24 protein-coding genes are annotated in these 26,294 nt (G+C 73.6%); 14 read left to right on the top strand and 10 right to left on the bottom strand.

The annotated features are described in order from the left end of the window. Positions 1–157: 157 nt before the first annotated feature. Together ACZ66Z_RS12015 and ACZ66Z_RS12010 are read left to right on the top strand one after the other, a co-directional pair. Positions 158–1,540 (top strand): transcriptional regulator, encoded by a 1,383-nt coding sequence (locus tag ACZ66Z_RS12015; protein ID WP_469933829.1) that lies wholly within the window; start codon positions 158–160, stop codon positions 1,538–1,540. Positions 1,541–1,731: 191 nt separating this feature from the next. Beyond that, positions 1,732–3,141, top strand: coding sequence for a hypothetical protein (locus tag ACZ66Z_RS12010; protein WP_469933828.1), 1,410 nt, complete (start codon positions 1,732–1,734; stop codon positions 3,139–3,141). A gap of 6 nt (positions 3,142–3,147) precedes the next feature. Here ACZ66Z_RS12010 and ACZ66Z_RS12005 read toward each other — a convergent pair whose 3' ends face one another. Continuing rightward, entirely contained in the window at positions 3,148–4,428 is a 1,281-nt protein-coding gene (locus ACZ66Z_RS12005; RefSeq protein ID WP_469933827.1) for an ABC transporter substrate-binding protein, read from the bottom strand. A 205-nt stretch (positions 4,429–4,633) separates the two neighbouring features. Between ACZ66Z_RS12005 and ACZ66Z_RS12000 the strand changes: the two genes are divergently transcribed. Together ACZ66Z_RS12000 and purU are read left to right on the top strand one after the other, a co-directional pair. Further along, positions 4,634–5,077, top strand: coding sequence for an SCO4402 family protein (locus ACZ66Z_RS12000; RefSeq protein ID WP_469933826.1), 444 nt, complete (start codon positions 4,634–4,636; stop codon positions 5,075–5,077). A gap of 59 nt (positions 5,078–5,136) precedes the next feature. Further along, entirely contained in the window at positions 5,137–5,988 is an 852-nt protein-coding gene (purU, locus tag ACZ66Z_RS11995) for a formyltetrahydrofolate deformylase (protein ID WP_469933825.1), read from the top strand. Positions 5,989–6,036: 48 nt separating this feature from the next. Here the strand turns inward: purU and ACZ66Z_RS11990 are convergent, their stop codons facing one another. Both ACZ66Z_RS11990 and ACZ66Z_RS11985 read right to left on the bottom strand, forming a co-directional pair. Next, positions 6,037–7,347: a zf-HC2 domain-containing protein gene (locus ACZ66Z_RS11990; protein WP_469933824.1), complete on the bottom strand. Its 1,311-nt coding sequence runs from the start codon at positions 7,345–7,347 to the stop codon at positions 6,037–6,039. Further along, positions 7,344–7,925 (bottom strand): sigma-70 family RNA polymerase sigma factor, encoded by a 582-nt coding sequence (locus ACZ66Z_RS11985; protein ID WP_469933823.1) that lies wholly within the window; start codon positions 7,923–7,925, stop codon positions 7,344–7,346. The genes ACZ66Z_RS11990 and ACZ66Z_RS11985 overlap by 4 nt, the downstream gene beginning before the upstream one ends. Positions 7,926–8,096: 171 nt before the next feature. Here ACZ66Z_RS11985 and ACZ66Z_RS11980 point away from each other — a divergent pair, with 171 nt between their 5' ends. Continuing rightward, positions 8,097–8,474: an STAS domain-containing protein gene (locus ACZ66Z_RS11980; RefSeq protein ID WP_469933822.1), complete on the top strand. Its 378-nt coding sequence runs from the start codon at positions 8,097–8,099 to the stop codon at positions 8,472–8,474. Here ACZ66Z_RS11980 and ACZ66Z_RS11975 read toward each other — a convergent pair. After that, a complete protein-coding gene (locus ACZ66Z_RS11975; RefSeq protein WP_469933821.1) occupies positions 8,446–9,954 on the bottom strand; it encodes a class I adenylate-forming enzyme family protein in 1,509 nt (502 codons plus the stop codon). The two genes, ACZ66Z_RS11980 and ACZ66Z_RS11975, sit on opposite strands and share 29 nt — an antisense overlap. Positions 9,955–10,113: 159 nt before the next feature. Between ACZ66Z_RS11975 and ACZ66Z_RS11970 the strand changes: the two genes are divergently transcribed. The 4 genes from ACZ66Z_RS11970 (at position 10,114) to ACZ66Z_RS11955 (ending at position 14,137) form a co-directional block, all read left to right on the top strand. Next, entirely contained in the window at positions 10,114–11,304 is a 1,191-nt protein-coding gene (locus ACZ66Z_RS11970; protein WP_469933820.1) for an amidohydrolase family protein, read from the top strand. After that, positions 11,304–12,440 carry an acyl-CoA dehydrogenase family protein gene (locus tag ACZ66Z_RS11965; RefSeq protein ID WP_469933819.1) on the top strand — a complete coding sequence of 379 codons (1,137 nt, stop codon included), beginning with the start codon at positions 11,304–11,306 and terminating at the stop codon, positions 12,438–12,440. The genes ACZ66Z_RS11970 and ACZ66Z_RS11965 overlap by 1 nt, the downstream gene beginning before the upstream one ends. Before the next feature lie 7 nt (positions 12,441–12,447). Next, positions 12,448–13,344 carry an acyl-CoA dehydrogenase family protein gene (locus ACZ66Z_RS11960; RefSeq protein WP_469933942.1) on the top strand — a complete coding sequence of 299 codons (897 nt, stop codon included), beginning with the start codon at positions 12,448–12,450 and terminating at the stop codon, positions 13,342–13,344. A 355-nt stretch (positions 13,345–13,699) separates the two neighbouring features. Continuing rightward, positions 13,700–14,137, top strand: a complete 438-nt coding sequence (locus tag ACZ66Z_RS11955; RefSeq protein WP_469933818.1) for an ATP-binding protein — start codon at positions 13,700–13,702, stop codon at positions 14,135–14,137. 176 nt (positions 14,138–14,313) lie between these two features. Here ACZ66Z_RS11955 and ACZ66Z_RS11950 read toward each other — a convergent pair whose 3' ends face one another. Continuing rightward, a complete protein-coding gene (locus tag ACZ66Z_RS11950) occupies positions 14,314–15,240 on the bottom strand; it encodes a cyclase family protein (protein ID WP_469933817.1) in 927 nt (308 codons plus the stop codon). Positions 15,241–15,341: 101 nt separating this feature from the next. Between ACZ66Z_RS11950 and ACZ66Z_RS11945 the strand changes: the two genes are divergently transcribed. Then, positions 15,342–16,382 carry an SDR family NAD(P)-dependent oxidoreductase gene (locus ACZ66Z_RS11945; RefSeq protein WP_469933816.1) on the top strand — a complete coding sequence of 347 codons (1,041 nt, stop codon included), beginning with the start codon at positions 15,342–15,344 and terminating at the stop codon, positions 16,380–16,382. Beyond that, positions 16,379–17,428: a Zn-dependent alcohol dehydrogenase gene (locus ACZ66Z_RS11940; protein WP_469933815.1), complete on the top strand. Its 1,050-nt coding sequence runs from the start codon at positions 16,379–16,381 to the stop codon at positions 17,426–17,428. The genes ACZ66Z_RS11945 and ACZ66Z_RS11940 overlap by 4 nt, the downstream gene beginning before the upstream one ends. Positions 17,429–17,699: 271 nt before the next feature. On the opposite strand, the gene ACZ66Z_RS11935 is transcribed toward ACZ66Z_RS11940, so the two are convergent. Beyond that, positions 17,700–18,722, bottom strand: a complete 1,023-nt coding sequence (locus tag ACZ66Z_RS11935; RefSeq protein ID WP_469933814.1) for a GlxA family transcriptional regulator — start codon at positions 18,720–18,722, stop codon at positions 17,700–17,702. Between the two features lie 17 nt (positions 18,723–18,739). Here ACZ66Z_RS11935 and ACZ66Z_RS11930 point away from each other — a divergent pair, with 17 nt between their 5' ends. The 3 genes from ACZ66Z_RS11930 (at position 18,740) to ACZ66Z_RS11920 (ending at position 21,893) form a co-directional block, all read left to right on the top strand. Beyond that, positions 18,740–19,993, top strand: coding sequence for an MFS transporter (locus ACZ66Z_RS11930; RefSeq protein ID WP_469933813.1), 1,254 nt, complete (start codon positions 18,740–18,742; stop codon positions 19,991–19,993). A 79-nt stretch (positions 19,994–20,072) separates the two neighbouring features. After that, a complete protein-coding gene (locus tag ACZ66Z_RS11925) occupies positions 20,073–21,377 on the top strand; it encodes an MFS transporter (RefSeq protein ID WP_469933812.1) in 1,305 nt (434 codons plus the stop codon). An 18-nt stretch (positions 21,378–21,395) separates the two neighbouring features. Further along, positions 21,396–21,893 carry a hypothetical protein gene (locus ACZ66Z_RS11920; protein WP_469933811.1) on the top strand — a complete coding sequence of 166 codons (498 nt, stop codon included), beginning with the start codon at positions 21,396–21,398 and terminating at the stop codon, positions 21,891–21,893. A 38-nt stretch (positions 21,894–21,931) separates the two neighbouring features. Here ACZ66Z_RS11920 and ACZ66Z_RS11915 read toward each other — a convergent pair whose 3' ends face one another. The 4 genes from ACZ66Z_RS11915 to ACZ66Z_RS11900 all read right to left on the bottom strand — a co-directional run bounded on the left by ACZ66Z_RS11915 (position 21,932) and on the right by ACZ66Z_RS11900 (position 26,191). After that, entirely contained in the window at positions 21,932–22,540 is a 609-nt protein-coding gene (locus ACZ66Z_RS11915) for a flavin reductase family protein (protein WP_469933810.1), read from the bottom strand. A 60-nt stretch (positions 22,541–22,600) separates the two neighbouring features. Then, the gene (locus ACZ66Z_RS11910) at positions 22,601–23,089 is read right to left on the bottom strand and encodes a hypothetical protein (protein WP_469933809.1); all 489 of its coding nucleotides are present in this window, start codon (positions 23,087–23,089) and stop codon (positions 22,601–22,603) included. 83 nt (positions 23,090–23,172) lie between these two features. Continuing rightward, positions 23,173–23,961, bottom strand: coding sequence for an enoyl-CoA hydratase/isomerase family protein (locus ACZ66Z_RS11905; RefSeq protein WP_469933808.1), 789 nt, complete (start codon positions 23,959–23,961; stop codon positions 23,173–23,175). 7 nt (positions 23,962–23,968) lie between these two features. Then, entirely contained in the window at positions 23,969–26,191 is a 2,223-nt protein-coding gene (locus ACZ66Z_RS11900; RefSeq protein ID WP_469933807.1) for an acetate--CoA ligase family protein, read from the bottom strand. Between the last annotated feature and the right edge of the window lie 103 nt (positions 26,192–26,294).

Here is a 26,294-nt window from a genome sequence, read left to right as displayed (position 1 = left end):
GGGGGTGGGTACGGACAGAGGGGGGCGTCGGCGGCGGGGTGGCCTCATTCACGCGGCCGACGTGTCCGGTTTCGCGTGTTCACATCTGCATTGACCAGATATCAGCCGGGCAGTGATCCCTTCTCCGGTGATCACCGCACGGCCTCAGGGGGTTCTCATGGCAGCCAGGGCACTCGTTCCGCGTCAGCTCAACGAACGGCTCCAGGCGCTCATCCAGGAAGCCGGCTGCTCCAACGCCGGCCTCGCCCGCAGGGTCAACATGGTCGGCGCCGAACGCGGCCTCGACCTGCGCTACGACAAGACGTCGGTGGCGCGCTGGCTGCGCGGCCAGCAGCCGCGGGGCCGGGCGCCCGGGATCATCGCGGAGGCGCTGGGCCGCAAGCTGGGGCGCACGGTCACGATCGACGAGGTCGGCATGGCCAACGGCCGGAACCTCGCCGCCGGGGTGGGGCTGCAGTTCGCGCCGACCGTGCCCGGCGCGATCGAGCAGGTCTGCGAGCTGTGGCGCAGCGACGTGGGGCGCCGGGAGTTCCTGAACGGCTCGGCGGTCGCGGCCTCCGCCCTCGTCGAGCCCAGCAGGGACTGGCTGATCACGGGTCCCGACGCGCACGTGGCCCGGACGGCGGGGGCCCGCGTCGGGGTCGCGGACGTGGCGGCGGTGCGGGAGATGACGGCCGCGCTGGTCGACCTCGACCGACGCTTCGGCAGCGGCCACGTGCGGCCGGTGGTGGTGCACTACCTCAACAGCGTGGTGTCGGGGATGCTGTCGGGCTCGTACCGGGAGGCGGTCGGCCGGCAGCTCTTCGCGGCGGTCGCCCGACTGACCGAGCTCGCCGGGTACATGGCGGTGGACACCGGTGAACCGGGGCTCGCGCAGCGGTACTACATCCAGGCGCTGCGGCTCGCGCAGGCGGCGGGGGACCGGGGGTACGGCGGCTATGTGCTCGCCGCCTCGATGAGCCACCTCGCCGCGCAGCTCGGCAACCCGCGGGAGATCGCCCAGTTGGCACGGGCGGCGCAGGAGGGGGCGCGCGGGAAGGTGCCGCCGCGCGCGGAGGCGATGTTCCTGGCGGCGGAGGCGCGCGGGCACGCGCTGATGGGCGACGTGCGCGCCTTCGAGACGGCGGCGGGCCGTGCCGCGCGGGCGCTCGACCGGGCCGATCCGGAGGCGGGCGACGACCCGGCGTGGATCGCCCACTTCGACGCGGCCTACCTCGCGGACGAACTGGCGCACTGCCACCGGGACCTGGGGCAGGCGGAGGCGGCGGCGCGGGCGGCGGAGGAGTCGATCGCGGGACATCCGGAGACGCGGGCGCGGCGGCGCGCGATCGGCCTGGCGCTCCTGGCCTCGGTGCGGGTCCAGCAGCGGGAGGTGGAGCAGGCCTGCCGGACGGGCACGCAGGCGCTCGAACTGCTCGGCACGCTGCGGTCGTCGCGGGGCGCGGAGTACCTGGAGGACCTGAGGGAGCGCCTGGAGCCGTACGCGGGGGAGGCGGTGGTGCGGGAGTTCGACGCGCGGATGGAGCTGTACGCGGCGTAGCGGGTTCTCGACGTGTCCGGTTCTCGACCGTCCGGTTCTCGGTGCATCCGGTCCCCGCCGTACCCGGTCCTTGACGTACCCGGCCGTTTCGTCAACAGGTCGTGTAACCGGTCTCACACGTGTGTGCGGAGCCCTGTCGGCACCCGGTAGCGTGGGCCGACGATTCCGTAGGTTTATTGGTGGGAGTCCCGGTGACGCAGAACGGACAGAGTCCGGAGCATGGCGGCGGCCAGCCGTGGGGCGGCGCCTGGGGTCCCGCCGGCGGCCAGACGGCCGGGCAGCCGCTGCCGCCCGCCCAGCCGCTGCCCCCGGAGGCGCCGCAGGGCGCCTCCGACGTGCAGTCCACCCAGTACCTGCCGCCGATACCCCCGCAGCAGGACCCGCCGCAGCCCGGCTACGGCTACCCGGGCCCGGGCGCCCCGGCCGCCGCCGACATGCAGGCGACCCAGCACATCGCGCCGGTCCCGGGCGGGATGCCGCCGGTCCAGGCCGCGCCGCAGCCCGGCTACGGCTACCCGGGCCCCGGCGCCCCGGCCGCTCCTCCGCAGCCGGGGTACGGCTACCCGCCGCCGTCCGGCGCCTCGGACGCGACCCAGTACATCGCCCCGGTGCCGCCGCAGCAGGGCGGGGGCTCCGACACCCAGTTCCTCGGCACGGGCCCGCTCGCGCAGCAGGGGCCCGGACCGGCCGGCGCCTCGGACGCGACCCAGTACATCGCCCCCGTACCGGCGCAGACGCCCGGTGAGCGGCAGCCGCCCGCCGAGTTCGACAGCCTCTTCCGCACGGAGGCCCCGCGCCCGCCCCAGCAGCCGCACGCGCCGCAGGGCTACCAGCAGCCGGGCCCGGCCCCGTACCGGCAGCAGCCCCAGCACCACCACCAGCCGCCGCAGCCCCCGCAGCAGTACGCCCCCCAGGACGCCTACCAGGACGCCTACTACGACGACGAGCCCGAGCCGCGCCGCAGGTCGCCGCTCGCGCTGATCGCCGCCGTCGTCGTCGGCTGCGCGGTCGTCGGCCTCGGCGCCGGGATGCTGCTCAGCGGCGGGGACGAGGAGAAGGCCCCCAAGACCCCCGGCCAGAACGCGGCGGCGAGCTCCGCCGCGCCCTCCACCGGGGCGCCCGCGCCCGCGGAGAAGCCGGCCGACCCGGCGGAGCCGCAGGCGCAGGAGCTCAGCAAGCTGCTCGCGACCAGCAGCAGCAGCCGCGAGACGGTGATCAGCTCGGTCGCGTCCATCAACCAGTGCAAGAACCTCGACGAGGCCGCGAGCGACCTGCGGGACGCCGCCGAGCAGCGCCGCGGGCTGATCACCAAGCTCCAGTCGCTGTCGGTCGACAAGATCCCGGACAGCGCGGCGCTGACGGCGGCGCTCACCAAGGCCTGGCAGGCCTCGGCCGCCGCCGACGACCACTACGCGGCCTGGGCCGGCCAGATGAAGGCCAAGAAGGCCTGCAAGGGCGGCCACGCCCGGACGACCAGCCAGAGGACCGCGGGGGACGGGAAGAGCGGCGAGGCCACCGCCGCCAAGAAGACGGCGGCCGAGCTGTGGAACCCGACCGCCGCGAAGTACGGCCTGGAGAAGCGGAGCTGGACCCAGCTCTGAGCAGGCCTACGGGGCGCTGAGGACGGTCTCGCCGACGTCGACGAAACCGGGCTTCTGCGCCACGAGCCGCCCCTGGCGGACCACCTGGAAGGTCACCTCGCGGTTGACGATCCGGGTGAAGCCGGGGGCGCCGAGCATGTCCTCGTACTTCCAGCGCAGGCTCGGGGTGAGGCCGCCGGTGTCGATCCGCTCGCCCTGGTCGAGGGCGTGGCTGATCTGCTCGGCCGTGATCCTGTCCTGCCGGAGCGACTCGACGACCTCCCTGAGGACCGTGTAGGCGATCCAGGTGGTCTGGACGCCCGTGTCGGCAGGGTCGACCCGGTTGTCGACGAAGGCGTGCTCCTGGATGACCTTGCGCATCGGCGCCCAGCTCCTGTCGCCCGCGTCCGGGTACCAGCCGGTGACGAAGGCGCCCTCGAAGGGGCTGTGGGGACCGCCGGTGCGGTCGATGACGGGCTGGTCGACGCTGCCGAGGACCGAGGAGATCCGGACGGCGTCCTCGTCCCGCTCCCCCTCCTGCTGCCCGGGGAGGCGGCGGAAGGAGTCGAAGAAGGTCTGGGTGCGCTCGCCGAGGACGGCGGTCACGCAGCCCTTCTCGCCGCCCGCCCGGGCGCGGGCCCGGTCCGCCTGCTCGGTGTACTCGGCGGCGTCCTCCAGGGCCGGGATGTCGACGGCGCCCCGGTGGCTCGCCTTGTGCAGGCCGGAGTCGAGGAGCTCGGGGAGCCTGTCCCCGGCGGTGGTGTCGGGGCGGACGAGGGAGACCCGGTCGCAGGAGCCGGCGAGCTGCATGCCGTGCCCGGCGACGAGGGAGGCCACTCCGCCGTTGACGGGGTAGGAGAGCGGGCTGGTGAACTCGTCCTCCGCGATGCCGTAGCCGCCGATGTACGGGATGCCCGCGGCTTCCAGCGGGGCCATGAAGGCGCGGCCGTTCTGGCTGTACGAGCCGACGACGGCCACCGCCTTCTCGCGCACGGCCCGGCGGGCGCAGGCGGCGGCGCCCGCGGTGGTGTTCTGCTCGTTGCAGGTCAGGACGCGCAGTTCGTGTCCGTCGATGCCGCCCCGGGAGTTGACCCAGCGGGCGTAGGTCTGCGCCATGGCGGGCATTCCGGGCATGTTGGTCGCCCGGGTCTGGTCGGGAGCCCAGGTCATCACCGTGACGGGCTCCCTGGAGCCCCCCGTGGCCCCAGGGAGCACGCCACAACCGGTGAGCAGCGACGCTCCGGTCGCCGCGGTCGTGACGTACGCGAGGAGTGAGGTCAGTCGCCTACCGGTCATGGGCATGCACATTTCCGCCTCATGGGTAACGCGGGAGTGAGCGCGGTTCAACGGTGGGTGACGTGAAGGTGAATTGCGGGGGCGGGTGACCGGAGGGGGGAGGGGGCGAGTCCGCTTACCGGACAAGGGAACGTACGATCGAAACGTGTCCAGTCCAGTCCCCGGTCCGGTTCCCGGTTCGGTTAACTCTTCCCGTCGCGGCCGTCGCTCCTCCACCATGGGCGGCATGCCGCTCAACGACATGCCGTGGTGGCGCTGGCGCAGCAACGTGCGCTCGGCGCTGCACATGCTCTCCGACCCCGTGTTCCACGAGACGACCTGGCTGGCCGGCCAGGAGGGGTACGGCGACGTCACCGACGCCGTCTACCGCCTCGTCGAGGACACCTGGCTCGACAACTGGTCCGCCGAGAAGTACGTCGGCTCGATCTTCCGGGACTCCGGCGAGGCCGCCCTCGTCGACGTCGCCGTCCTCCGGGTGCTGCGGATCATGCACCAGGTCGGACCGGACGCCCCCGTCACCGCGTACGCCGCCCACCCCGGCTGGCCGGAAGCCGTGCGCGCCGCCCGCGAGGCACACGTACGGATGGCGACGGCCGACGGCGAGGACCCCGACGCGCCCCCGCGCTCCCTCGACGTGCTCCGTATCATGACCCGGTCCTGAGGCGTTCCGCCTGACGGACGGACGCCTCCCGGCGGGGCGTCGTGTGGCAGGCTGACGGGATGACCGACCAGTACGTCCTCACCCTCTCGTGCCCCGACAAGCAGGGCATCGTGCACGCCGTGTCGAGCTACCTCTTCATCACCGGGTGCAACATCGAGGACAGCCAGCAGTTCGGAGACCGTGACACGGGTCTCTTCTTCATGCGGGTCCACTTCTCCGCCGAGGCGCCGGTGACGGTCGACAAGCTCCGGGCGAGCTTCGCCGCCGTCGGCGACTCCTTCGCCATGGACTGGCAGATCAACCGCGCCGACCAGCCCATGCGGGTCGTGCTCATGGTCTCGAAGTTCGGCCACTGCCTGAACGACCTGCTCTTCCGGTCGCGGATCGGGGCGCTGCCGGTGGAGATCGTCGCGGTCGTCTCCAACCACACGGACTTCGAGGAGCTGGTGGGCTCGTACGGGATCCCGTTCCGGCACATCCCGGTGACGAAGGAGAACAAGCCGGAGGCCGAGGCGGAACTCCTGGAGCTCGTCCGCTCCGAGAACGTCGAGCTGGTCGTCCTCGCCCGCTACATGCAGGTCCTCTCCGACGACCTGTGCAAGCAGCTCTCCGGGCGGATCATCAACATCCACCACTCCTTCCTCCCCAGCTTCAAGGGCGCCAAGCCCTACCACCAGGCGCACGCCCGCGGCGTGAAGCTCATCGGCGCGACCGCCCACTACGTGACGGCCGACCTCGACGAGGGCCCGATCATCGAGCAGGAGGTCGAGCGCGTCGGCCACGAGGTGACGCCGGACCAGCTGGTGGCGATCGGGCGGGACGTGGAGTGCCAGGCGCTGGCGCGGGCGGTCAAGTGGCACGCGGAACGCCGGATCCTCCTGAACGGCCGCCGCACGGTCGTCTTCGGCTGATCCGGACCTCCGGGGCCGCGCGGCGCCCCCGCACGGGGCGCGGCGCGCCTACAGGCGACTCAGGGACGCCGTGGCCGAGAGGACGTCCCTGATGGCCTCGCGGTCGCCGTCCTGACCCGCCGCCGCCTCCTCCGGCGTGATGTGCCCCGCCACCAGCCGGCAGAACTCGACCCCGTCCATCGCCACCTGCGCCACCGCCCGCTCCGGCGAGCCGAGCGCCGCCGGGGAGTCCAGGGAGATGTACCAGTGGCCGCCGCCCGCGCCCTCCACCTCCAGGTGGAGCGAGCGGCCCGGCGCGCCCGCGGCGACGAGCTCCTTGGCGGGGCCGGCCAGGCCCGCGCGCCGGCGGTTGGCGAGGGCCCCGGGGAGCAGCCGGGCCGCGAGGTCGATCATGCCGTGGAGGTGCGGCCCGCTGGGCGGCGCGTACGGGTACGCCACCGCGGTCGCGATGTCGTCCGCGTGCAGCCAGCACTCGAAGGCCCGCTCCAGGAGCGAGTCCCGCAGCGGGAGGGCGAAGTCCTTGTAGGTGACGGTCAGGTCCGCCACCCCCTTCCCCGCGAACGCCACCGTCCGGATCAGCGTGTGCGACTGGTCCCGCCAAGGGCCCCGGAGCGACCGGTTCGGCGGCCGGTCCAGGGCCGACCAGAGCGCTTCCGTCCGCTCCGTCGGCGACAGCTCCGGCACGCCCGCGCCCAGCGGATCGTCCAGGCCCAGCGCCGCCGTCACCAGGCCGTCCACCGCCAGGAGGTGGCCGATGACCGCCGCGACGGTGGCCTTGCGGCGCACGACGCGGTCCTCCTCGTACCACTTGAGCCGCACCGGCGCGTGCCACTCGGACTCGCCGATGTCCCTCAGGAGCGCGTCGAGCCGGGCGGTCTCCGCGTCGTACGGGGTGACCCAGTCCGGGACGGGGATGCGGGCGGGGCGACGGCCCAGGCAGCCCTCCAGGACCCGGGAGCGGAGCAGCGGGTCGAGGTCCAGGTCGCGGTCCTCGTGGAGGAGCGAGACGGCGTCACGGAGCCGGAGGGCCTCGTCGGCGCAGGGGGCGCACGCGGTGAGGTGGTTCTCGACGGCCCTGGTCTCGCCGGCGGAGCACGCCGAAAGGGCCCAGGCCCCGAGGAGGGACTTGAGCACGTTGTGGCTGAGGTCCGGTACGTCCGGCTCCTCCGGTTCCCCCATGTCCGCTTCTTCCGCCCCCGCCCGCGTCTCCGCTCCTGCCCGCGTCTCCGCCTCCGCCTCCGTCTCCGGAACCTCCGGCAACCGCGCCGTCAGGTCCGCGTGGTCGTCGGCCGCACGGCGCGGTCCGGGTATCCAGGGGGCGCGTGCGCCGTCGTCCGCGCCGTCGTGCGCCGCGGTCACAGCGGGCGTCCGTAGCCGGGCGGCGAGGACCCTTCGAGGGAGCGGGCGTGCGCGGAGGAGAGCAGCTGGAGGCCCAGCCGGAGGCGCCGGCGGGCCTCGTCCTCGGTGACGCCGAGGTCGGCGGCGGTCTGGCGGTAGTCGCGGCGCTGGAAGTACGCCAGTTCGAGCGCCCTCCGGAGCGGCGCCGGCATGGAGGTCACGATGTAGTCGGCGCGGGCGGCGACCGTGGCCCGGCGGACCTTCTGCTCCAGCTCCTCGACGGAGCCGACCCCCGTCTCCGCGTACGCCAGGGCCTCGGCCTGCCGCAGCCGGTGCACGGCCTGTCGCTGGGTCAGCTTGGCGACCCACGAGCGCATGTTGCCCTGCTTCGGGTCGTAGGAGTCGGGGTTCTCCCAGACGTAGCCGAAGACCTCGCGGGTGACCTGGTCGGCCGCCGCGTCGTCGTCGAGGACCCGGTGGGCGAGGCTGTGCACCAGGGCGGCGAACCGGTCGTAGAACTCGCCGAGGGCAGCGGCCTCCCCGCGCGCCAGCCGCTGCTGCATCCTGCGGTCCCAGCGCGGTGGTGTGTCCATCGCCATGCGGCCCTCCGCCCTTCCCGGCCTCCCGGTTCTCCTCCAAAGTAGTGGGCCGCTCCGACGGCGCACGCCTGTTTGCCGCAAGTGCGCCCTTGACGCGGACGCGGATGGTAAGGAAAGCGTCATCCTCGGAATCGGGGGTTTCGGCACTCCCCGAGGGGGCAGGCGGCCTGCGTGACGACGATCGAGGTCGACGAGGACGAGCACGGTTCCTGGACGGTTTTCCACGTCCGGGGCGAACTGGACCTGGTCACCTCCCCCGGGATACGCCGCCGCGTCCACGACGCCGTGGCCGGCGGTCGGCACGACCTGGTGATCGACCTGTCCTCCGTGGAGTTCTGCGATTCCAGCGGGGTCGGCGTGCTGATCGCGTCCCGCCGTCTGCTCCGCTCGTGCGGCGGCCGGCTCCGCCTGATCCTGCCGGAGCAGCGGACGGCCGGGGAGAGCCACGTCGGCCGGGTGCTCTCCGCGCTGGGCGTGCACCGCCTCTTCGACGTGTACGAGGACGTGCCGGAGGCGACGGTCACCGAGCCGGGCCGAACCGCTCCCTGAGCTTGTACTTCAGCACCTTGCGCAGGGTCTCGTTGCGGGGGAGCGCGTCCACCACCTCCAGCTGTTCCGGCAGCTTGTGGACGGAGAGCCCGGCCTCCCGCAGGAAGGCCGCGACCCGGGGAAGGTCCAGCGGGGCGGCACCGGGGGGCTGTTCGACGACGGCGCAGACGCGTTCGCCGCGCTCGGCGTCCGGGAGGCCTATGACGGCGGCGTCGCCCACGTCCGGGTGCCGGTGGAGGAGGTCCTCGATCTCCTTCGCCGAGACGTTCTCCCCCTTGCGGATGATGATGTCCTTGACCCGGCCCGTGAGCACGAGGTGGCCGTCGGCCGTGAGGTGCCCGACGTCGCCGGTGACGAGGAAGCCGTCCTCGTCGAAGGCGGCGGCCGTCTGCGCCGGGTCGAGGTAGCCCCGGCAGACGGCCTCGCCGCGGAGCCGGACCTCGCCGTCGCCGGTGATCCGGATCTCCATGCCGGCGGGCGGACGGCCCTCGGTCGTGGCGAGGTTCTCGTCGGTGTCGTCGGGGTCGCCCATCGTGATCATGGGGACCTCGGTCATGCCGTACCCGTGGGTGAGCCGGCAGCCCAGCTCCTTGCGCACCGCGTGGTAGATCTCGGGCGGCTTGGGCGCGCCGCCGCCCGCGAGCAGGCGGAGGGTGGGGATGACGGGCTTCCCGGGCCTTCTGCGCTGCTCGGCGAGGAACATCGAGTAGAAGGCGGTGGAGCCGCCGGCGACGGTCACGCCGTGCCGGTTGTACGCGTCGAGGGCCTCCGGCAGCGCGAACTGTTCGAACATCACGGCCGGGAACCCGTACAGCAGGAGCATCACCGTGTAGTCGGGCCCGGCGATGTGGGCGTACGGGAAGGCCATCGAGCCGACGTCCTCGGCCGTCAGCCGGAGGGCGTGGGCGAGGCAGGAGCCGCCGGCGAGGAGCGAACGGTCGGTGTGCAGGACGCCCTTGGGGTCCGAGGTGGTGCCGGAGGTCCAGTAGATCCAGCGGACGTCGGTGCCGGAGGCGGGCGGTGGGGGCAGGACGGCGGGGTCGCCGTCCGGCAGGTCCTCGTAGGCCTCGAAGATCCCGCGCGCGCCGAGTCGCCTCGCCATCTCCGCATGGTCGAATTCGCGCCAGATTCCGGGGACCGCGAAGAACTCGGCCTTCGACTCGCGCAGCGCGAAGCCGACCTCCTTGTCCCGGTAGAAGGGGATCACCGGGGACTGCACGGCGCCGATGCGGGCGAGCGCGAAGGAGAGCACGGCGGTCTCGATGCGGGTGGGCAGCTGCCAGGCGACGACCGTGCCGGGGCGCACGCCCATCCCGTGGAGACCGGCGGCGCAGCGCTCGGCGCGCTCGCGGAGGCCGCCGAAGGTGAGGACGCGGTCGTCCTGGAGGAGGACGGGCCGGTCGGGGGTGAGGGCGGCGCGGCGTTCGACGAGCTCCCAGAGCGTGCGGGACTCGCCCAGGGCGTGCGCGGTCTGGTCCATGACCGTACTCCTCTTGGCTGACGTTCCGTCAGATGGTGCGGCGAGCGTAGGGGTCCGGCGCTTGTCGGTCCAGGGGTGCGGGGATAGCCTGACCCCATCAGATCTGACGGGTCATCAGAAACGGGCCGGGAACGGTCCGCCGAATCCGGGAGAGGCCCCATGACGGAACTGCCCCGCATCATCAGCGTCGACGACCACGTGATCGAACCCGCCCACCTCTTCGAGACCTGGCTCCCGAAGAGGTACCGCGACCGCGGGCCCCGTCCCCTCACGGCCGGCATCGGCGAGCTCGCCTACGTCGGCGGCAGGTACCGGATCACGATGGACCCCGAGGGCCCGCCCACCGACTGGTGGATCTACGAGGACCTCACGTTCCCGTACAAGCGCAACATCGCCGCCGTCGGCTTCGACCGCGACGACATGACCCTGGAGGGCATCACCCGCGAGGAGATGCGCCGCGGCTGCTGGGATCCGAAGGCCCGCCTCGCCGACATGGACCTCAACCACGTCGAGGCCTCCCTCTGCTTCCCCACCTTCCCCCGCTTCTGCGGCCAGACCTTCGCCGAGGCCCACGACAAGGAGGTCGCCCTCGCCTGCGTCCGCGCCTACAACGACTGGATGGTCGAGGAGTGGTGCGGCGACAGCGGCGGCCGGCTCATCCCGCTCTGCATCATCCCGCTCTGGGACGTCGGCCTCGCCGTCGCCGAGATCCGGCGCAACGCCGCCCGCGGCGTCAAGGCCGTCACCTTCTCGGAGATCCCCACCCACCTCGGGCTGCCGTCGATCCACTCGGGGTACTGGGACCCGTTCTTCGCCGTCTGCCAGGAGACCGGGACGGTGGTGAACATGCACATCGGCTCCAGCAGCCAGATGCCGGCCGCCTCGCCCGACGCCCCGCCCGCCGTCCAGGCCTCCCTCAGCTTCAACAACGCGATGGCCTCGATGATGGACTTCCTCTTCAGCGGGGTCCTCGTGAAGTTCCCCCGGCTCAAGCTCGCCTACAGCGAAGGCCAGATGGGCTGGATCCCGTACGCCCTCGAACGCGCCGACGACGTCTGGGAGGAGCACCGCGCCTGGGGCGGCGTCCGCGACATCGTCCCCGAGCCGCCGTCCACGTACTACTACCGGCAGATCTTCTGCTGCTTCTTCCGCGACAAGCACGGCATCGCCTCGCTGGACGTGGTCGGCCGGGACAACGCCACCTTCGAGACCGACTACCCGCACGTCGACTCGACCTTCCCGCACACCAAGGAGGTCGCCCTCGACCACGTCCGGGGCCTCGACGACGAGACCGTCTACAAGCTGATGCGGGGCAACGCCATCCGCATGCTGGACCTCGGGATCGTCTGATGGACCTCTCCTGCACCGAAGAGGAGGAGGAGTACCGCGCCCGCCTGCGGGAATGGCTCGCCGCCACCCTGCCCGGCCTCCCCGAACGCCCCGACCCGCTCGACTGGCCCGCCCGCCGCGCCTACGACTGCGGCTGGCAACGCCGCCTGTACGACGCCGGATACGCCGACACCCACTGGGACGCCTCCCCGACCCAGCGCCTCATCTTCCTGGAGGAGACCGAACTCGCCGGCGCCCCCTACGTCGGCGCCAACTTCGTCGGCCTCCTCCACGCCGGACCCACCGTCGCCGCCGAGGGCACGGCGGCGCAGCGCGAACGGTGGCTGCCGCCGATCCTGCGCGGCGACGAGGTCTGGTGCCAGGGCTTCAGCGAACCCGACGCCGGGTCGGACCTCGCCTCCCTCCGCACCCGGGCGGTACGGGACGGGGACGCGTACGTCGTCACCGGACAGAAGATCTGGACCTCGCACGCCGAGGTCGCCGACTGGTGCGAGCTGTTGGTGCGGACGGACCCGGACGCCCCGTCCCGGCACAAGGGCATCACCTGGCTCGCCCTGCCCATGGACGCCCCCGGCATCACCGTCCGGCCGCTGCGCACCCTCGCCGGGTCCACCGAGTTCGCCGAGGTCTTCCTCGACGAGGTGCGGGTGCCCGTCGCGAACCGGGTGGGGGAGGAGAACGACGGCTGGCGGGTCACCATGGTCACGCTCTCCTTCGAACGCGGCACCGCCTTCGTCGGCGAGGTCGTCGCCTGCCGCCGCCTCCTCGGCGAACTCGCCCGCACGGCCCGGAAGGACGGCACCTGGGACGACCCCGTCCTGCGGCGCCGGCTCGGCAGGCTCTCCGCCGAGTTCCAGGCGCTGTGGCGGCTCACCCAGGCCAACGTCAGCGAGGCCCGGGCGACCGGCGGGGTCCCCGGCACGGGCGGATCCGTCTTCAAACTGCACTACTCGCACGCCCGCCAGGAGCTGTACGACGCGGCCGCCGCCGTCCTCGGGCCCGACGCGCTCGACCTCGGCCGCGACTGGAACCTCGACCGGCTGTCCTCGCTCTCGTACACGATCGCCGCCGGCACCTCCCAGATCCAGCGCAACATCGTCGCCGAGCGCGTCCTCGGCCTGCCGAAGGGGCGGTGATCCGGTGGTGGACTTCCGGCTCACGGAGGATCAGCGGGCGCTGCGCCGGGGCGTACGGGAACTGCTCGCGCGGCGCTTCGACCGGGGCGCGCTGCGGGCCGCCGTGGACTCCCCGTCGCTCGACCGGGAGCTGTGGCGGGAGCTCGGCGACGCCGGGTTCTTCGCGTTGCGGCTCCCGGAGGCGGAGGGCGGTGTGGGGCTCGGGCTCCCGGAGGCGGTGCTCGTGTTCGAGGAGGCGGGGAGGGTGCTGCTGCCGGGACCGCTGGTTTCCACGCACCTGGCCGCCGGTTCCGTGCCGGGGGCGGCGGAGGGGGGCGTCGTGGTGACCGACGCCTCGGAGGGGCTCGTCCCGTGGCTGGACGAGGCCGACGTGGTGCGGGGGGACGCGGGCGGCGCCGTGCCGGTGCGGTCGGTCGATCCGCTGACTCCCTTGCACCGGGTGCCCGGCACCGGGCGCGGTGCCCACCCGTTCCGCCCCGTGGAACGACTGCCCGCCACGGAGCTGACGGGGGCCCTGCTCACCGCCGCCGAGCAGGTCGGCAGTGCGCGGGCCACCACCGATCTCGCCGTGGCCCACGCCCGTGCGCGGACGCAGTTCGGGCAGGTCATCGGGGGCTTCCAGGCGGTGAAGCACCTGTGTGCCGGGATGCTCGTGCGGACGGAGCTCGCGCGGGCGGCCGTGTGGGCCGCCGCCGTCACCGGCGATCCCGTCGAGATCGCCGGTGCCAAGCTCCTCGGGGACGACGCGGCGACCCGCAACGCGCGGGACTGCCTCCAGGTGCACGGCGGGATGGGCTTCACCTGGGAGGCGGACGTGCACCTGCACCTGAAGCGGGCCTGGGTGCGGGCCGAGCTGCGGATGCCCGCGGCGCGGGCGGAGGAGACGGTGGCGGCGGGGCTGTAGCGCTGGGCGTCCGTCAGGTCACGGAACGTCGATACCGGGTTGTGTCCTTCGACGGGGCCGTCACGGCCCGGAGTCGGCCTCCGGCTCCGGTACGCTCCGTGGGATGCGAGTGCTCGTTGGCCCGATTCGTCCCGGTGTCGCCCCTGCGGCGGCTCCGCGGCCGGGAATGCCCGCCGCTCGCGCCCGGCGTTCGACTACCCGCAGTGTGCGTCGCACAGTATGGACCACGCGTACTCCTTCGCGCTGGAATATGCCCGAAGCGCTTGTTGCGGTGACTGTACGTCAACCATGCTGTCCCACAAGGGAATCACGTTCCGTGAAGGTGTGTTGTCCACCGGTTCGGATGGTGTGAGCGGTGCAGGTGCTTCAGGTTCAGTTGGTGGTCGGGCCGGACCCGGCAGAGGTGGGGCGAGCCCGGAGGTGGGCCCGGTCGCGGCTCGCCGGATCGGGCATAGGGGACGACGAGCCGCTCGCCGAGACGCTGGTGCTGCTCATCTCCGAACTCGTGACCAACGCCGTGGTGCACACCGGCTGTCCGGCCGTGCTGCGGATGCTGTTCGCCACGGGGGGCGGGGTGCGGGTCGAGGTGGCCGACGCGAGCGACCGGCCGCCGCGGCCCCGGCGCGCGGAGGGCGGGGACACCAACGGGCGCGGCCTGGAGCTGGTCGACGGCCTCGCGGACCGGTGGGGCTGGCAGCCGGAGGGCGCCGGCAAGAGCATCTGGTGCGAGGTGGACCGGGTCCGGGCCGTCTCCGCCGTGGCTCCCCTGTCGCCCGACAGGGTGCGCTGTTGACGATTCGTTCCGTTTTGCCCACTCTGGGGTGAGCGATTCGCGGCGAGGGGAGCCGAGGGCCGTGGCCCTCGGCGTGTGCGGGTCGCGCTCGGGTGGCGGCGGGCCCGCGCCGTGCTCGGGGCGCGTGCGAGCGCGCCGCCACCCGCAGGGTCCTCGGGCCTTCGGGCCCTCGGGCCCTAGAGGATCGCGACCGGGGCCACCGGTGTGCCCGTGCCGCCGACGAAGGGCTCGGGCATCGCGGAGAGCAGGAAGGCGTACCGCCCCTCCCGTGCACAGGCTGTGGACAGCCCCTCCAGATTCCAGTTCTGACCCTGGAGCATCCCCATCTCGACCAGGTCGAGGGCGTGCACGGGCAGCCAGAGGTCCTCGATCTCGGGCGGGAAGATCTCGAAGGTGAGCGTGTCGTCGGCGACGGCCGCGACGTCGTGGGCGTGGAACCACTCCGGCGTGCGGACCGACAGGCCCGGTGACGGGAAGGCGTACCCGTGCCGGTCCCCGGCCAGGTACAGCCGGATCTGCCCGGTCCGTACGAGGACGACGTCCCCGGCCCGTACCGTCACCCGGCCGAACTCGGCGGCCTCGTCGAGGTCTTCGGGCGTCACGGCGTGGTCCCCCGGCAGTCGGTCCACCCCCTTCGCGGCGGCCACGTCCAGGAGGACGCCCCGGCTCACCAGGTGGCGGGCGGTGTGGATGCCGCTGAACGCGGAGCGGCCGTGCGGGGTGATCGAGGCGGCGGGGCGACCGTTGTAGATGCGGCCCGAGTGGGAGACGTGCGTCAGGGCGTCCCAGTGGGTGCCGGCCTGGAGGCCGAGGGTCACGGCGTCGTCGCTGGTCGCGACCGTGCCGGGGCCGAAGAGCTCCTGGTTGACCTGGACCATGACGTGGAGCGGGTTCACCCGGCCGGGGATCATGCCGGTCTGTATGCCGTCCTGTCTGAGGTCGACGGCGAGCGGGACGCGGAGGCCGGTGCGGACGGTGGCGACGGCCTCCCGCACGACCCCGTCGGTGACGAGGTTGAGCGTGCCGATCTCGTCGTCCTGGCCCCAGCGACCCCAGTTGTTGACGCGCTCGGCGATCTCGTGGAAGGCGGCGGGGAGGGACATCGGGGCCTCCGGGGTCTTGTTTTCCGGTATCTGACGGACCGTAGAATCCTGACGACGAACAAATCTAACGGGCCGTCAGAAAGTGCGGGAAGGGGCCGGGCGTGGGGAACTTCTTGGCTGGGAAGGTCGTCGCCGTGACGGGAGCGGGGCGCGGCATCGGCCGTGCCGTCGCCCTCGCCTGCGCGGCGGAGGGCGCGAAGGTCGTCGTCAACGACTACGGGGTGTCGATCGAGGGCGGCGAGCCGACCTCGGAGGTCGCGGCGGCGGTCGTGAAGGAGATCGAGGCGGCGGGCGGCACCGCCGTCGCCGTCGCGGACGACGTCTCCACGATGGCGGGCGGGGCGCGGGTCGTCGAGACCGCCCTCACCGCGTACGGGCGCGTCGACGGGGTCGTGTGCGTCGCGGGCATCCTGCGCGAGCGGATGCTCTTCAACATGTCCGAGGAGGAGTGGGACCCGGTCGTCGCCACCCATCTGAAGGGCACCTTCACCGTCTTCCGGGCGGCGTCGGCGGTCATGCGCAAGCAGGGCGCCGGGACCCTCATCGGCTTCACCAGCGGCAACCACCAGGGGTCCGTGGCGCAGGCCAACTACTCGGCGGCGAAGGGCGGGATCATCTCGCTCGTACGGAGCGCGGCCCTCGGCCTCCACAAGTACGGGGTCACCGCGAACGCGGTCGCGCCCGTGGCCCGCACCCGGATGTCCGCGAACGTCCCCATGGAGCTCAAGGAGATCGGCACACCGGAGGACGTGGCCGCGCTCGTCGTCTACCTGCTGAGCGAACGGGCCCGGGAGGAACGGATCACCGGCCAGGTGTACACCGTCGCCGGCCCCAAGATCGCGGTCTGGGCCCAGCCCCGGGAACTGCGCGCGGGCTACGCCGAGGGCGGCGCGTGGACCCCCGAGCGCATCGCGGACTTCCTGCCGGGGACGGTGGGGACGGACCCGATGCCGATGCTGGCGCGCCTGGAGGAGATGGCGAGGGCGGCGGCGGAGGGCGCGCGGCCCAACGCCGGGAAGGGCGCCGATGTCGGGGAGGGTGCCGTCGTCGGGGAGGGCGCCGATGTCGGGGAGGGTGCCGTCGTCGGGGAGGGCACCGATGCCGGAAAGGGTGCCGAAGCCGACGAGGGGGAGCGGTCATGAGAGGGGTCGTCTTCGACGGGAAGCAGGTCCGGGTCGTCGACGACCTGGAGGTGCGGGACCCCGGCCCCGGCGAGGTGCTCGTGGCGATCGCCGCCGCCGGGCTCTGCCACAGCGACCTGTCCGTCGTCGACGGGACCATCCCCTTCCCCCCGCCCGTCGTCCTCGGCCACGAGGGCGCGGGCGTCGTCGAGGCCGTCGGCCCGGGGGTCGTCCACGTCGTGCCCGGCGACCACGTCGCCCTGTCCACCCTCGCCAACTGCGGCGCCTGCGCCGACTGCGACCGGGGCCGGCCGACCATGTGCCGGAAGGCGATCGGGATGCCGGGGCGGCCGTTCTCGCGCGGCGGGCAGCCGCTCTTCCAGTTCGCCTCGAACTCGTCCTTCGCGGAGCGGACCGTCGTCAAGGCCGTCCAGGCCGTGAAGATCCCGGAGGACGTCCCGCTGACCTCCGCCGCCCTCATGGGCTGCGGCGTCCTCACCGGCGTCGGGGCCGTACTGAACCGCGCGAAGGTCGACCGGGGCGACACCGTCGTCGTCATCGGCACCGGCGGCATCGGCCTCAACGTCCTCCAGGGCGCGCGGATCGCGGGCGCGTCGACGATCGTCGCGGTCGACACGAACCCGGAGAAGGAGGCGGTGGCCCGGCGGTTCGGGGCGACGCACTTCCTCGCCTCCACCGACGGCGTACGGGGCGTCCTGCCCACCGGCGCCGACCACGTCTTCGAGTGCGTCGGCCACACCGGGCTCGTCCGGGCCGCGATCGACCTCCTGGACCGGCACGGCCAGGCGGTCCTGCTCGGCATGACCGCGCCGAAGGCGGAGGCGAGCTTCCCGCCGGCCGCGATGTTCCTGGACAAGGCGATCCTGGGCTGCCGGTACGGCTCCTCCCGCCCGCAGAAGGACATCGCCCTCTACGCGGAGCTGTACCGCTCCGGAACGCTCCTCCTCGACGAACTGGTCACCCGCACCTACCCCGTGGAGGACTTCGCCCGGGCCGTCGAGGACGCGGAACGGGGGAGGGTGGCGCGGGGCGTGCTCACGTTCTGAGGGGCGCGGGCGGGGGCGCGGGCACGGACCGGGGCGAGTGCGCGCGGGGACGAAACGCGCTGGGGCCCAGGGGCGTACGGCCGTTACGGCCCTGGACGTGTCCTACCGCGAGCTCGCCACCCGCCCCGTGCCGCGGGCGTCGCCCTCGTCGCCGTACTGCCGTGGACCGCCGCCCCCGCGGCGAGCGGCACGCTCGCCGGCGCGCTGCTCGCGTGGTCGGCGCGGCGGGGGAGCGGCGGCTGCCGCGGCCCACCCCCGACGTGCCGGAGGTTCAGACGGAGGCCGTCCCCGGGCGGAAGGTGCGGCGGTAGGACGTCGGGGTCACCCCGATCGCGCTCATCAGGTGCGTCCGCAGCGACTGGGCCGTGCCGAAGCCGGCGTCCCGGGCGACCCGGTCGACCGGCAGCCCGGTGGACTCCAGGAGGTGCCGGGCGCGTTCGACGCGCTGCTGGGTGAGCCACTGGCCGGGGCTGATGCCGACCTCGTCGCGGAAGCGGCGGGTGAACGTCCGGACGCTCATCGCCTCCTTCTCCGCCAGGTCCCGCAGCTGGATCGGCTCGTGCAGGTGGGCGAGCGCCCAGGCCCGCGCGGCGGTCGTGGTGTGGGTGCCGGCCTCCGGCAGGGGCCGCTCGATGTACTGGGCCTGGCCGCCGTCCCGGTGGGGCGGCACGACGGTCCTGCGGGCGACGTCGTTGGCGACGGCCGTGCCGTGGTCGCGGCGCACGATGTGCAGGCACAGGTCGATCCCGGCGGCCACCCCGGCCGAGGTGAGGACGTCGCCGTCGTCGATGAAGAGGACGTCCGCGTCGACCCGCACGCTCGGGAAGAGCCGCTGGAAGTGCTCGGCGGACGCCCAGTGGGTGGTGGCCGGGCGCCCGTCGAGGAAGCCGGCGGCGGCGAGCACGTACCCGCCGGTGCAGATGGAGACCAGCCGGGTGCCGGGCCGGATGCGGGCGAGCGCCGCGGCCAGCTCCTCGGGGAGCCTGCCCTCGTCGTGGACCGGCCCGAGCTCGTACGAGGCGGGCACGACGACCGTGTCGGCGGTCGCGAGGGCCTCCGGGCCGTGCTCGACGTGGATCGAGAAGTCGGCGTCGGTCTGCACCGGTCCGGCCTTCGGGGCGCAGGTCACGATCTCGTACAGCGGTCGGCCCCCGGGGTCCTTCGCACGGCCGAAGATGCGGTGCGGGATGCCCAGCTCGAAGGGGAGGAGGCCGGGCAGGGCGAGGACGGCGACGCGGTGCGGCTGCTGCACGGGCGGGCGCTCCCTCCGTAAATCGGTGGTGGTCCAGACCATAGGGCTGGTACGAGTACGTGTCCGTGACGGACAACACGTACAAGTCTGAGGCCACCGGGCGGATTCCCGCCCCGGTCGCGCCGCCCGCACTGTGGAACCGCAACTTCCGGCTCTTCTTCGTCGCCCGGGCCGTCGCCGTCTTCGGCGAGGGCACGGTCCCGGTCGCCTTCGCCGCGGGACTCCTCGGCGCCGGCCACCCCGGCTCCACCGTCGGCTACGCGCTGGGCGGCTGGACCGCCGCCTTCGCGCTCTTCGTGCTCTTCGGCGGCGTCCTCGCCGACCGCTTCACGGCCCGCCGCATGATGATCCTCGCCGACCTCCTGAGGCTGCCCGGCGCCGCCGTCCTCGCCGTCTCCTTCACGTTCGGCAGCCCGCCGCTCTGGGCCGTCTACGCCCTCTCCGTCCTGAGCGGCGTCGGCGCCGCCCTCTTCCAGCCGGGCGTCGCCTCCACCATCCCCCGCATCTCCCCCGACGTGCAGCGCGCCAACGCCGTCCTGCGGGTCGTCGAGGCCCTCATGACCATGGCGGGTCCGGCCGCCGCCGGCCTGCTCGTCGCCCTGTGGAACGCGGGCGCCGCCTTCGCGGTCAACGGCGTCACCTTCGCCGTCAGCGCCGTCTGCTTCACCCTGATGCGGCTCGCCCCGATCCCCTCCGACACCGCCCGGCGCGACTCCCTCGGGGTCGAACTCGTCGGCGGCTGGCGGGAGTTCCGGGCCCGCAGCTGGCTCTGGGGCGTCATCTCCATCTGGACGGTGTACGGGCTGACCGTCGCCGGGCCCATGGTCCCGCTCACCGCGAGCCTCGTCACCGAGGAGCACGGCTCGGCCGCGTACGGCGTGCTCATGGCCGTCAACGGCGCCGGCAGCGCCGTCGGCGGGCTCCTCGCGATCCGGCTGCGCCCCCGCCGCCCCCTCGCGGCGGGCGCGGTGGCGCTCCTCGGCCTCCCCGTGAACCTCGCCCTGCTCGGCCTCGGCGCGCCCGCGGCGCTGCTCGGCGCGGGCCAGTTCGTCGGCGGGGCGGCCTTCGCCTTCTGGCTGGTCATGTGGTCGACGTCGGTCCAGACGCACGTGCCGCAGGAGGCCCTGAACCGGATGCACGCGTACGACGTGGCCGGCTCGCTCCTGATGATGGGCGTCGGCCGCACCCTGTCGGGGCCGGTGGCGGCGGCGCTCGGCACGGAGGAGGTGCTGCTCACGGGGGCGGGGGTCGCGGTGCTCGTGGTGACGGCGCTGCTGGTGGTGCGCCCGATCAGAACGCTGCCGCGCGCATGAAGGCACGTGTCCCGATCCTTTGGAAAGCTGTCATTCGGGCCAATGGTGGGGGAGGCGCCGGCCCGGGATGCTCGATGGCATGGCTCAGACAACCGAGACCCTCGTCCGCACGCCCGGGAAGTCACCCCGTCCCCGCGTCCACCGCGCCTGGTTCGTCGCGGCGGTCACCTTCGTCACGATCATCGGCGCCGCGGCCTTCGCCTCCCTGCCGGGCCTGCTGATCGAGCCGCTGCACGGGGAGTTCCACTGGTCGCGGGGCACCATCGGCTTCGCCGTGTCGGTGAACCTCGCGCTGTACGGCCTGACGGCGCCGTTCGCCGCCGCCCTGATGGACCGCTTCGGCATCCGGAGGGTGGTGGCGGTGGCCCTCAGCGTGATCGCGCTGGGCTCCCTCCTCACCGTCTGGATGACGACGGCCTGGCAACTGATGCTCTACTGGGGCGTCCTGGTCGGCCTGGGCAGCGGCTCGATGGCGCTGGCCTTCGCGGCGACGGTCACGAACCGCTGGTTCGTGGCGCGGCGGGGGCTGGTGACGGGCATCCTCACGGCAGCGGGCGCCTCGGGCCAACTGATCTTCCTGCCGCTCCTCTCCTGGCTGGTCGAGCACCACGGCTGGCGTCCGGCCGCGGTGACGGTGGCCCTGGCCGCCCTCGCCGTCGTCCCCTTCGTCTGGCTGCTGCTCCGCGACCACCCGGCGGACGTCCGGCTCGCCCCGTACGGCGGGGAGTACGCCGACAAGCCCGCGCCCGTCCCCGGCGCTGCCCGCCGCGCGGTCGCCGTCCTCCTCGGGGCGGCCCGCACCGGCCCCTTCTGGCTCCTCGCCGGCTCCTTCGCGATCTGCGGCGCCTCGACGAACGGCCTCGTCAAGACCCACTTCGTGCCGGCGGCGCACGACCACGGCATGCCGGTGACGGCGGCGGCCGGCCTGCTGGCGGTGATCGGCGTCTTCGACGTGGCCGGCACGATCGCCTCGGGCTGGTTCACGGACCGCTTCTCGCCGCGCCGGCTCCTGGCGGTCTACTACGCGCTGAGGGGGGTCTCGCTGTTGTTCCTCCCCATGCTCCTGGCGCCCTCCGTGCACCCCCCGATGCTCTTCTTCATCGTCTTCTACGGCCTCGACTGGGTCGCCACCGTCCCGCCCACGATCGCCCTGTGCCGCGAGCACTACGGGGAGGACTCGGCGATCGTCTTCGGCTGGGTCCTCGCCTCCCACCAGGTGGGCGCGGCGGCCGTCGCCTTCGCGGGCGGCGTGGCGCGCGACGTCTTCGGCACGTACGACGTCGTCTGGTACGCCTCGGGCGCGCTGTGCGCGGCGGCGGCCCTGATGGCCCTGGTCATCGGCCGACCCCGGACGGAGCCGGTGATCCTGGCGGGAGCACGATGATCCCGGGGGTGATCGCCGATGAGCGGTCCTGACGACGGGCGGGGCTTCGCCCGGATGCTGAGGGTCTCGACGCTGGCGCTGTGCCTGGAGGCCGGGGTGGCCCTGGCAGCGCTGATGACGGTCGGGCCGAGCGGTGGACAGGGGGAGGGCGACGATTCCGGCGGCGGACTGTTCCTCCTGGCGCTGCCGTTCTTCGCGCTGTTCGGGTTCCTCGCCGCGGTCGCGGTCTCCGCGGCGCTCGTACTGCCCGTGGTGCTGCTCGGCGAGGGCCCGGGGCGCAGGTTCGGCGGCCCTCCGCCGGGGTGGCAGCCGGCCGGGGCGGCCCTCGCCGGCGCCCTCCTCGCACCGGTCGCCGGCGCCTGGGGGTGGCTCGCGGGCACGGTGGTCCTGGCCGTGGCGGCGCTGCTCACCCGCCCCGCGCGCCGGGGGTACTTCGTCGCGCTGCTGCTGTGGGGCACGTGCGCGGTGGTGGGCGCCTTCCTGCTCGGCGGGGTCGTCCTGTACGTGCAGGAGTGACGAACCGCCGGTCCGTACGGCCTCACGAGCCGTACGGGTCAGGAGCCGAACCGCCCGAACCGCCCCCGGTGGAAGAGCAGCGGTTCGCCCTCCTCCGCCGCGTCCAGGGCCTCCACCCGGCCCACCACGATCAGGTGGTCGCCGCCCGTGTGGACGGCGGTGATCGCGCAGTCGATCCAGGCGGGGGCCCCGGCGAGCCGGGGCGAGCCGGTCACCGGCGCGGGCTCCCACTCCACCCCGGCGAACTTGTCGGCGCCGCTCACCGCGAAGCCCCGGCACAGCGGGCCCTGGTCGGCGCCGAGGACGTTGACGCAGAAGCGTCCGGCGTCGGCGATCCGGGGCCAGGTGGTCGACGTCCGGGCGACCATGAAGGCCACGAGGGGCGGGTCGAGGGAGAGCGAGGCGAAGGACTGGCAGGCGAAGCCGGTCGGTCCGTCGGCGTCGAGGGCCGTCACGATCGTCACCCCGCTCGCGAAGTGGCCCAGGACGCGGCGGAACTCGGCCGGGTCGACGGGCGGGCGCTCGTCCTCGCGCACCGCGCGCAGGGCGGGCCGGGGCAGTGGTTCCACGGCCGTCGGCGAACCGGCCGCTCTCAGGTGTCGGACGACGGTGGCCGCCATCCCCGCGTGTCCCATCACACCGTCCATTGAAACTGACGGTTCGTCAGATGGGAAGCCTTCGAAGGGGACGACGGCCACCGGTTCCGGTCAGCCCGCGACGGCTCCCGTCGCCCGGGTCCACGCGACACCGGACAGGTGCCCGGTCCGCAGCGCCGTCACGCGGACGGTGATCCTCAGACCGCGCTGGGCCTTCGTCGGCGTGAACGTCGTCCGCGTCGCCCCGCTGATCGCCCGCCCGTTCGCACACCACTGGTACGCGTACGAGGTCGGCGCCGGCGTCCAGGTCCCGACCTTCGCCGACACCTTCCCGCCGACGACGGCGGTGCCGGTGACGGCGGGGGCGGCGGTGGTGTGGAGGGGGGCGACGACGGTGACGGTGCCACGGGAGTACCGCACGCCGTCGTGCGTGACCACGCTCAGGCCCAGCCCGGTGCGCGGGGCGCTCGCCAGATCCAGGGAGACGTCCATGCTCCGCCGGTCGGCCGCGACGGAGACCGTCGTCGACCGGGCGCGGTAGGTGCCGCCGGAGACTTCGACCACGTCCTTCTCGTGCAGCGCGGCTCCGGTCACCTTCACGGTGAGTGCATGGGTTCCGTTCCCCCCGGAGCGGTGCGTGGCATGGGCAGACACACCCTAGGGGTCCGGTACGACAGCTTCTGCTACCGCCCCTCGTACCGCGCCTCCCTCCGCTCCACGAAGCTCGTCACCCCCTCCTGGGCGTCCCTCGTCGTCATGTTGAGCTCCTGCGCCGTCGCCTCCGCCGCGAACGCGGCCGCGCGGTCCACGTCCAGGGACGCGTTGACCAGCTGCTTCGTGAGGGCGAGGGCGCGGGTCGGGCCCTGGGCCAGGCGTTCGGCCCATTCCCGCGCCGTCTTCTCCAGGTCGGCCGCGGGGACCACCCGGTTCACCAGGCCCATGGCGAGCGCCTCCGCCGCCGGCACCGCGTCGCCGAAGAACATCAACTCCTTCGCCCGCCGCGGCCCGATCAGGCGGGGCAGGAGGTACGCCCCGCCCCCGTCCGGGACCAGCCCCCGCCGCACGAACACCTCGACGAACCGCGCCGAGTCCGCCGCGAGCACCAGGTCGCAGGCGAACGCGAGGTGCGCCCCGATCCCCGCCGCCGTGCCGTTCACCGCCGCGATCACCGGCTTCTCGCAGTCCATGACCGCGGCGATGAACCGCTGGGCGCCCTGCCGGATCATCCGGGCCACGTCCCCCACGACCCGCTCGCCGGAGGCGGACGGCGCGCCCCGCAGGTCCGCGCCCGCGCAGAAGCCGCGCCCGGTGGCCGTCACCACCACGCAGCGCACGTCCGGGTCGGCGGAGGCCTCGGCCAGCAGGGCGATGATCCGCTCCCGCTGGTCCCGGGTGACCGCGTTCATCGCCTCCGGGCGGTTGAGCGTGATCCAGGAGACGCCGTTGCCGACCGTGTGCAGGACCTCTGACATGGGGCTCCTATCGGCAGACCGCGAGCGCGTCCAGGGCCACCGCCCCCTGCCCGCGCGGCAGCACCATCAGCGGGTTGATGTCCAGTTCGGCGAGGTCGCCGTCGAGTTCGAGGGCCATCCGCTGGACGCGGAGCACGACCTCGACGAGCGCGTCGACGTCGGCCGGCGGCGCGCCCCGCACGCCGTCGAGCAGGGCCCGGCCGCGCAGTTCGCCGAGCATCGAGCGGGCCTCGCGCTCCCCGAAGGGCGGGACGCGGACGGCGGTGTCGTCCAGGACCTCCACCAGGACCCCGCCGAGGCCCACCGTGACCGTCGGGCCGAAGAGCTCGTCGTGCGTCACGCCCACCACCATCTCGACCCCGCGCCCGACCATCTGGCAGACGAGGACGCCGTCGAGGTCGATCTCCTCGAAGCGGGCGATGTCGGTGAGCTCGCGGTACGCGTCCCGCACCTGGCTCGCCGACGTCAGCCCGACCTTCACGAGCCCCAGCTCCGTCTTGTGGGCGAGCTGCGCGCCCGAGGCCTTCATCACGACCGGGTAGCCGACGAGCCCGGCGGCCCGGACGGCCGCCGCCGCGCTGGTGACGAGCTGCTCGCGCGGCACCCGTATCCCGTACGCCCGCAGCAGTTGCTTCGCCGCGTGCTCGCTGAGCCGCCGGCCGGGCCGCACGAGGGCCCGGGCCTTGCGGAGGGATGGGGAGGGGGTGCGGGGGGCCTCGTCGAAGGGGGAGCGGTAGGCGGTGGTGAAGCGGTGGTGGTCGAGGTAGGCCTTCACGGCCCCGATGCAGTTCGAGAACGTGCGGAAGGTGGCGACCCGGGAGGAACCGAGGAGGGTCTCGCGGTAGGCCGCCTCCGTGCCGACCGGGGAGCCCCAGACCACGCACACCAGCTTGTCCGTGGCCTCGGCCGCGTCGACGAGGTCCTGGGCGAGCCTGTCGCTCATCGGGGGGAAGGGGCCGGTGATGGGACAGATCAGCACCCCGACCGACGGGTCGGCGAGGATCGCGTCGATGATCTTCCGGCCGCGCCAGTCGCCCACCGGGTGACCGCCGTTGTCGACGGGGTTGGCGACGTTCAGGTACTCCGGGATCCACTGGTGCAGTTCGTCCTGCTTGGCCTGGTGGAGCGTGGGGAGTTCGAGCCCCGCCGCCGTGGCCAGGTCGGCGAAGTGGGCTCCCGTGCCGCCGGAGATGGAGTAGACGACGACGCCCTCGGCGAGCGGCCGGCGCGCCCGCGCGAGGAGGGCGGAGGTGTCCTGGAGCTGGTCGAGGCCGTCGACGCGGATCACCCCGTACTGCCGCATGGCCGCGTCGACGACCCGGTCGGCGCCGGTGAGCTTGCCGGTGTGGGAGGCGGCGGTGCGGGCGCCGGTCTCGGTGCGACCGACCTTCACGGCGACGACGGGGACGCCCCGGCGCGCGGCCCGGTCGGCGGCGAGGAGGAAGGAGCGGCCGTCCTTGAGCCCTTCGACGTAGCAGGCGATGGCCCCGACCTCGGGGCGCCCGGCGAAGTACGCGAGGAAGTCGGCGGTCTCCAGGTCGGCCTCGTTGCCGGTGGGCGCCCAGTGGGAGAGGCGGACGCCGAGCTCCTGGAGGGTGAAGACGGGCCGCCCCTGGTGGCCGGACTGGGTGATGAGGGCGACGGCGGGGCCTTCGAGGTCGTCGCGGAAGCGCTCGAAGGCGTTGAGGTTGGTGTTGGGGCCGAGGAGGCGGAGCCCGGAGCGGCGCACGGCGGCGGCGAGGCGTTCCTGCGCGGCGGCCCCGGCCTCCCCGGTCTCGGCGAAGCCGGAGGCGAAGGCGACCGCGAACCTCGCCTTGGTGTCGGCGAGCTCCTCGATCACGGGCAGCGGGTCGGCGACGAGGAGGACGGCGAGGTCGACGGGTTCGGCGAGCGCGCGGACGGAGGGCACGCAGTCGATCCCGAACACGCTCGTACGGGTCGGGTGCACGGGCACGAGCCGGGCGCCGACCCGCTCGGCCCAGGCGAGCAGCTGCCGGGTGATGCCGGTGTTGGGCCGGCCCTCGGCGTCGGAGGCGCCGACGACCGCGACGGACTCGGGCCGGAAGAACCGGTCGAGGTCGGGGACGGGCGCGTGCAGCGGACGCCCGCTGACGTCCAGGTCGCCGGGGGCGACGGCGACGCCGTGCACGACGACCGGGGGCGCCTCGCCGCAGGCGACCACGCGGGCGCGGAGATCGGTGGTGAAGGTGCCGTGTGTCGATCCAAGCATGTGTGTCGCCCGCCCTTCACCCATCCGTATACACCTGACGCTCAGTCAGATTACAGAACTGACGCGTAGTCAGGAATGGGTGTGCGCAGGGCAGTCCGAGTCG

The organism is Streptomyces sp. NPDC107498 (genome assembly GCF_055582805.1).
Note: the sequence above shows the minus strand (reverse complement) of the source record. Positions and strands in the feature narration are given on the sequence as shown.

Bases quoted from the DNA above. Each gene is read 5' to 3' on its own strand.
- ACZ66Z_RS12015 (WP_469933829.1), top strand. From the start codon at position 158: ATGGCAGCCAGGGCACTCGTTCCGCGTCAGCTCAACGAACGGCTCCAG.
- ACZ66Z_RS12005 (WP_469933827.1), bottom strand. From the start codon at position 4,428: ATGTGCATGCCCATGACCGGTAGGCGACTGACCTCACTCCTCGCGTAC.
- ACZ66Z_RS12000 (WP_469933826.1), top strand. From the start codon at position 4,634: ATGGGCGGCATGCCGCTCAACGACATGCCGTGGTGGCGCTGGCGCAGC.
- purU (WP_469933825.1), top strand. From the start codon at position 5,137: ATGACCGACCAGTACGTCCTCACCCTCTCGTGCCCCGACAAGCAGGGC.
- ACZ66Z_RS11985 (WP_469933823.1), bottom strand. From the start codon at position 7,925: ATGGCGATGGACACACCACCGCGCTGGGACCGCAGGATGCAGCAGCGG.
- ACZ66Z_RS11975 (WP_469933821.1), bottom strand. From the start codon at position 9,954: ATGGACCAGACCGCGCACGCCCTGGGCGAGTCCCGCACGCTCTGGGAG.
- ACZ66Z_RS11970 (WP_469933820.1), top strand. From the start codon at position 10,114: ATGACGGAACTGCCCCGCATCATCAGCGTCGACGACCACGTGATCGAA.
- ACZ66Z_RS11965 (WP_469933819.1), top strand. From the start codon at position 11,304: ATGGACCTCTCCTGCACCGAAGAGGAGGAGGAGTACCGCGCCCGCCTG.
- ACZ66Z_RS11950 (WP_469933817.1), bottom strand. From the start codon at position 15,240: ATGTCCCTCCCCGCCGCCTTCCACGAGATCGCCGAGCGCGTCAACAAC.
- ACZ66Z_RS11940 (WP_469933815.1), top strand. From the start codon at position 16,379: ATGAGAGGGGTCGTCTTCGACGGGAAGCAGGTCCGGGTCGTCGACGAC.
- ACZ66Z_RS11935 (WP_469933814.1), bottom strand. From the start codon at position 18,722: ATGGTCTGGACCACCACCGATTTACGGAGGGAGCGCCCGCCCGTGCAG.
- ACZ66Z_RS11925 (WP_469933812.1), top strand. From the start codon at position 20,073: ATGGCTCAGACAACCGAGACCCTCGTCCGCACGCCCGGGAAGTCACCC.
- ACZ66Z_RS11920 (WP_469933811.1), top strand. From the start codon at position 21,396: ATGAGCGGTCCTGACGACGGGCGGGGCTTCGCCCGGATGCTGAGGGTC.
- ACZ66Z_RS11915 (WP_469933810.1), bottom strand. From the start codon at position 22,540: ATGGACGGTGTGATGGGACACGCGGGGATGGCGGCCACCGTCGTCCGA.
- ACZ66Z_RS11905 (WP_469933808.1), bottom strand. From the start codon at position 23,961: ATGTCAGAGGTCCTGCACACGGTCGGCAACGGCGTCTCCTGGATCACG.
- ACZ66Z_RS11900 (WP_469933807.1), bottom strand. From the start codon at position 26,191: ATGCTTGGATCGACACACGGCACCTTCACCACCGATCTCCGCGCCCGC.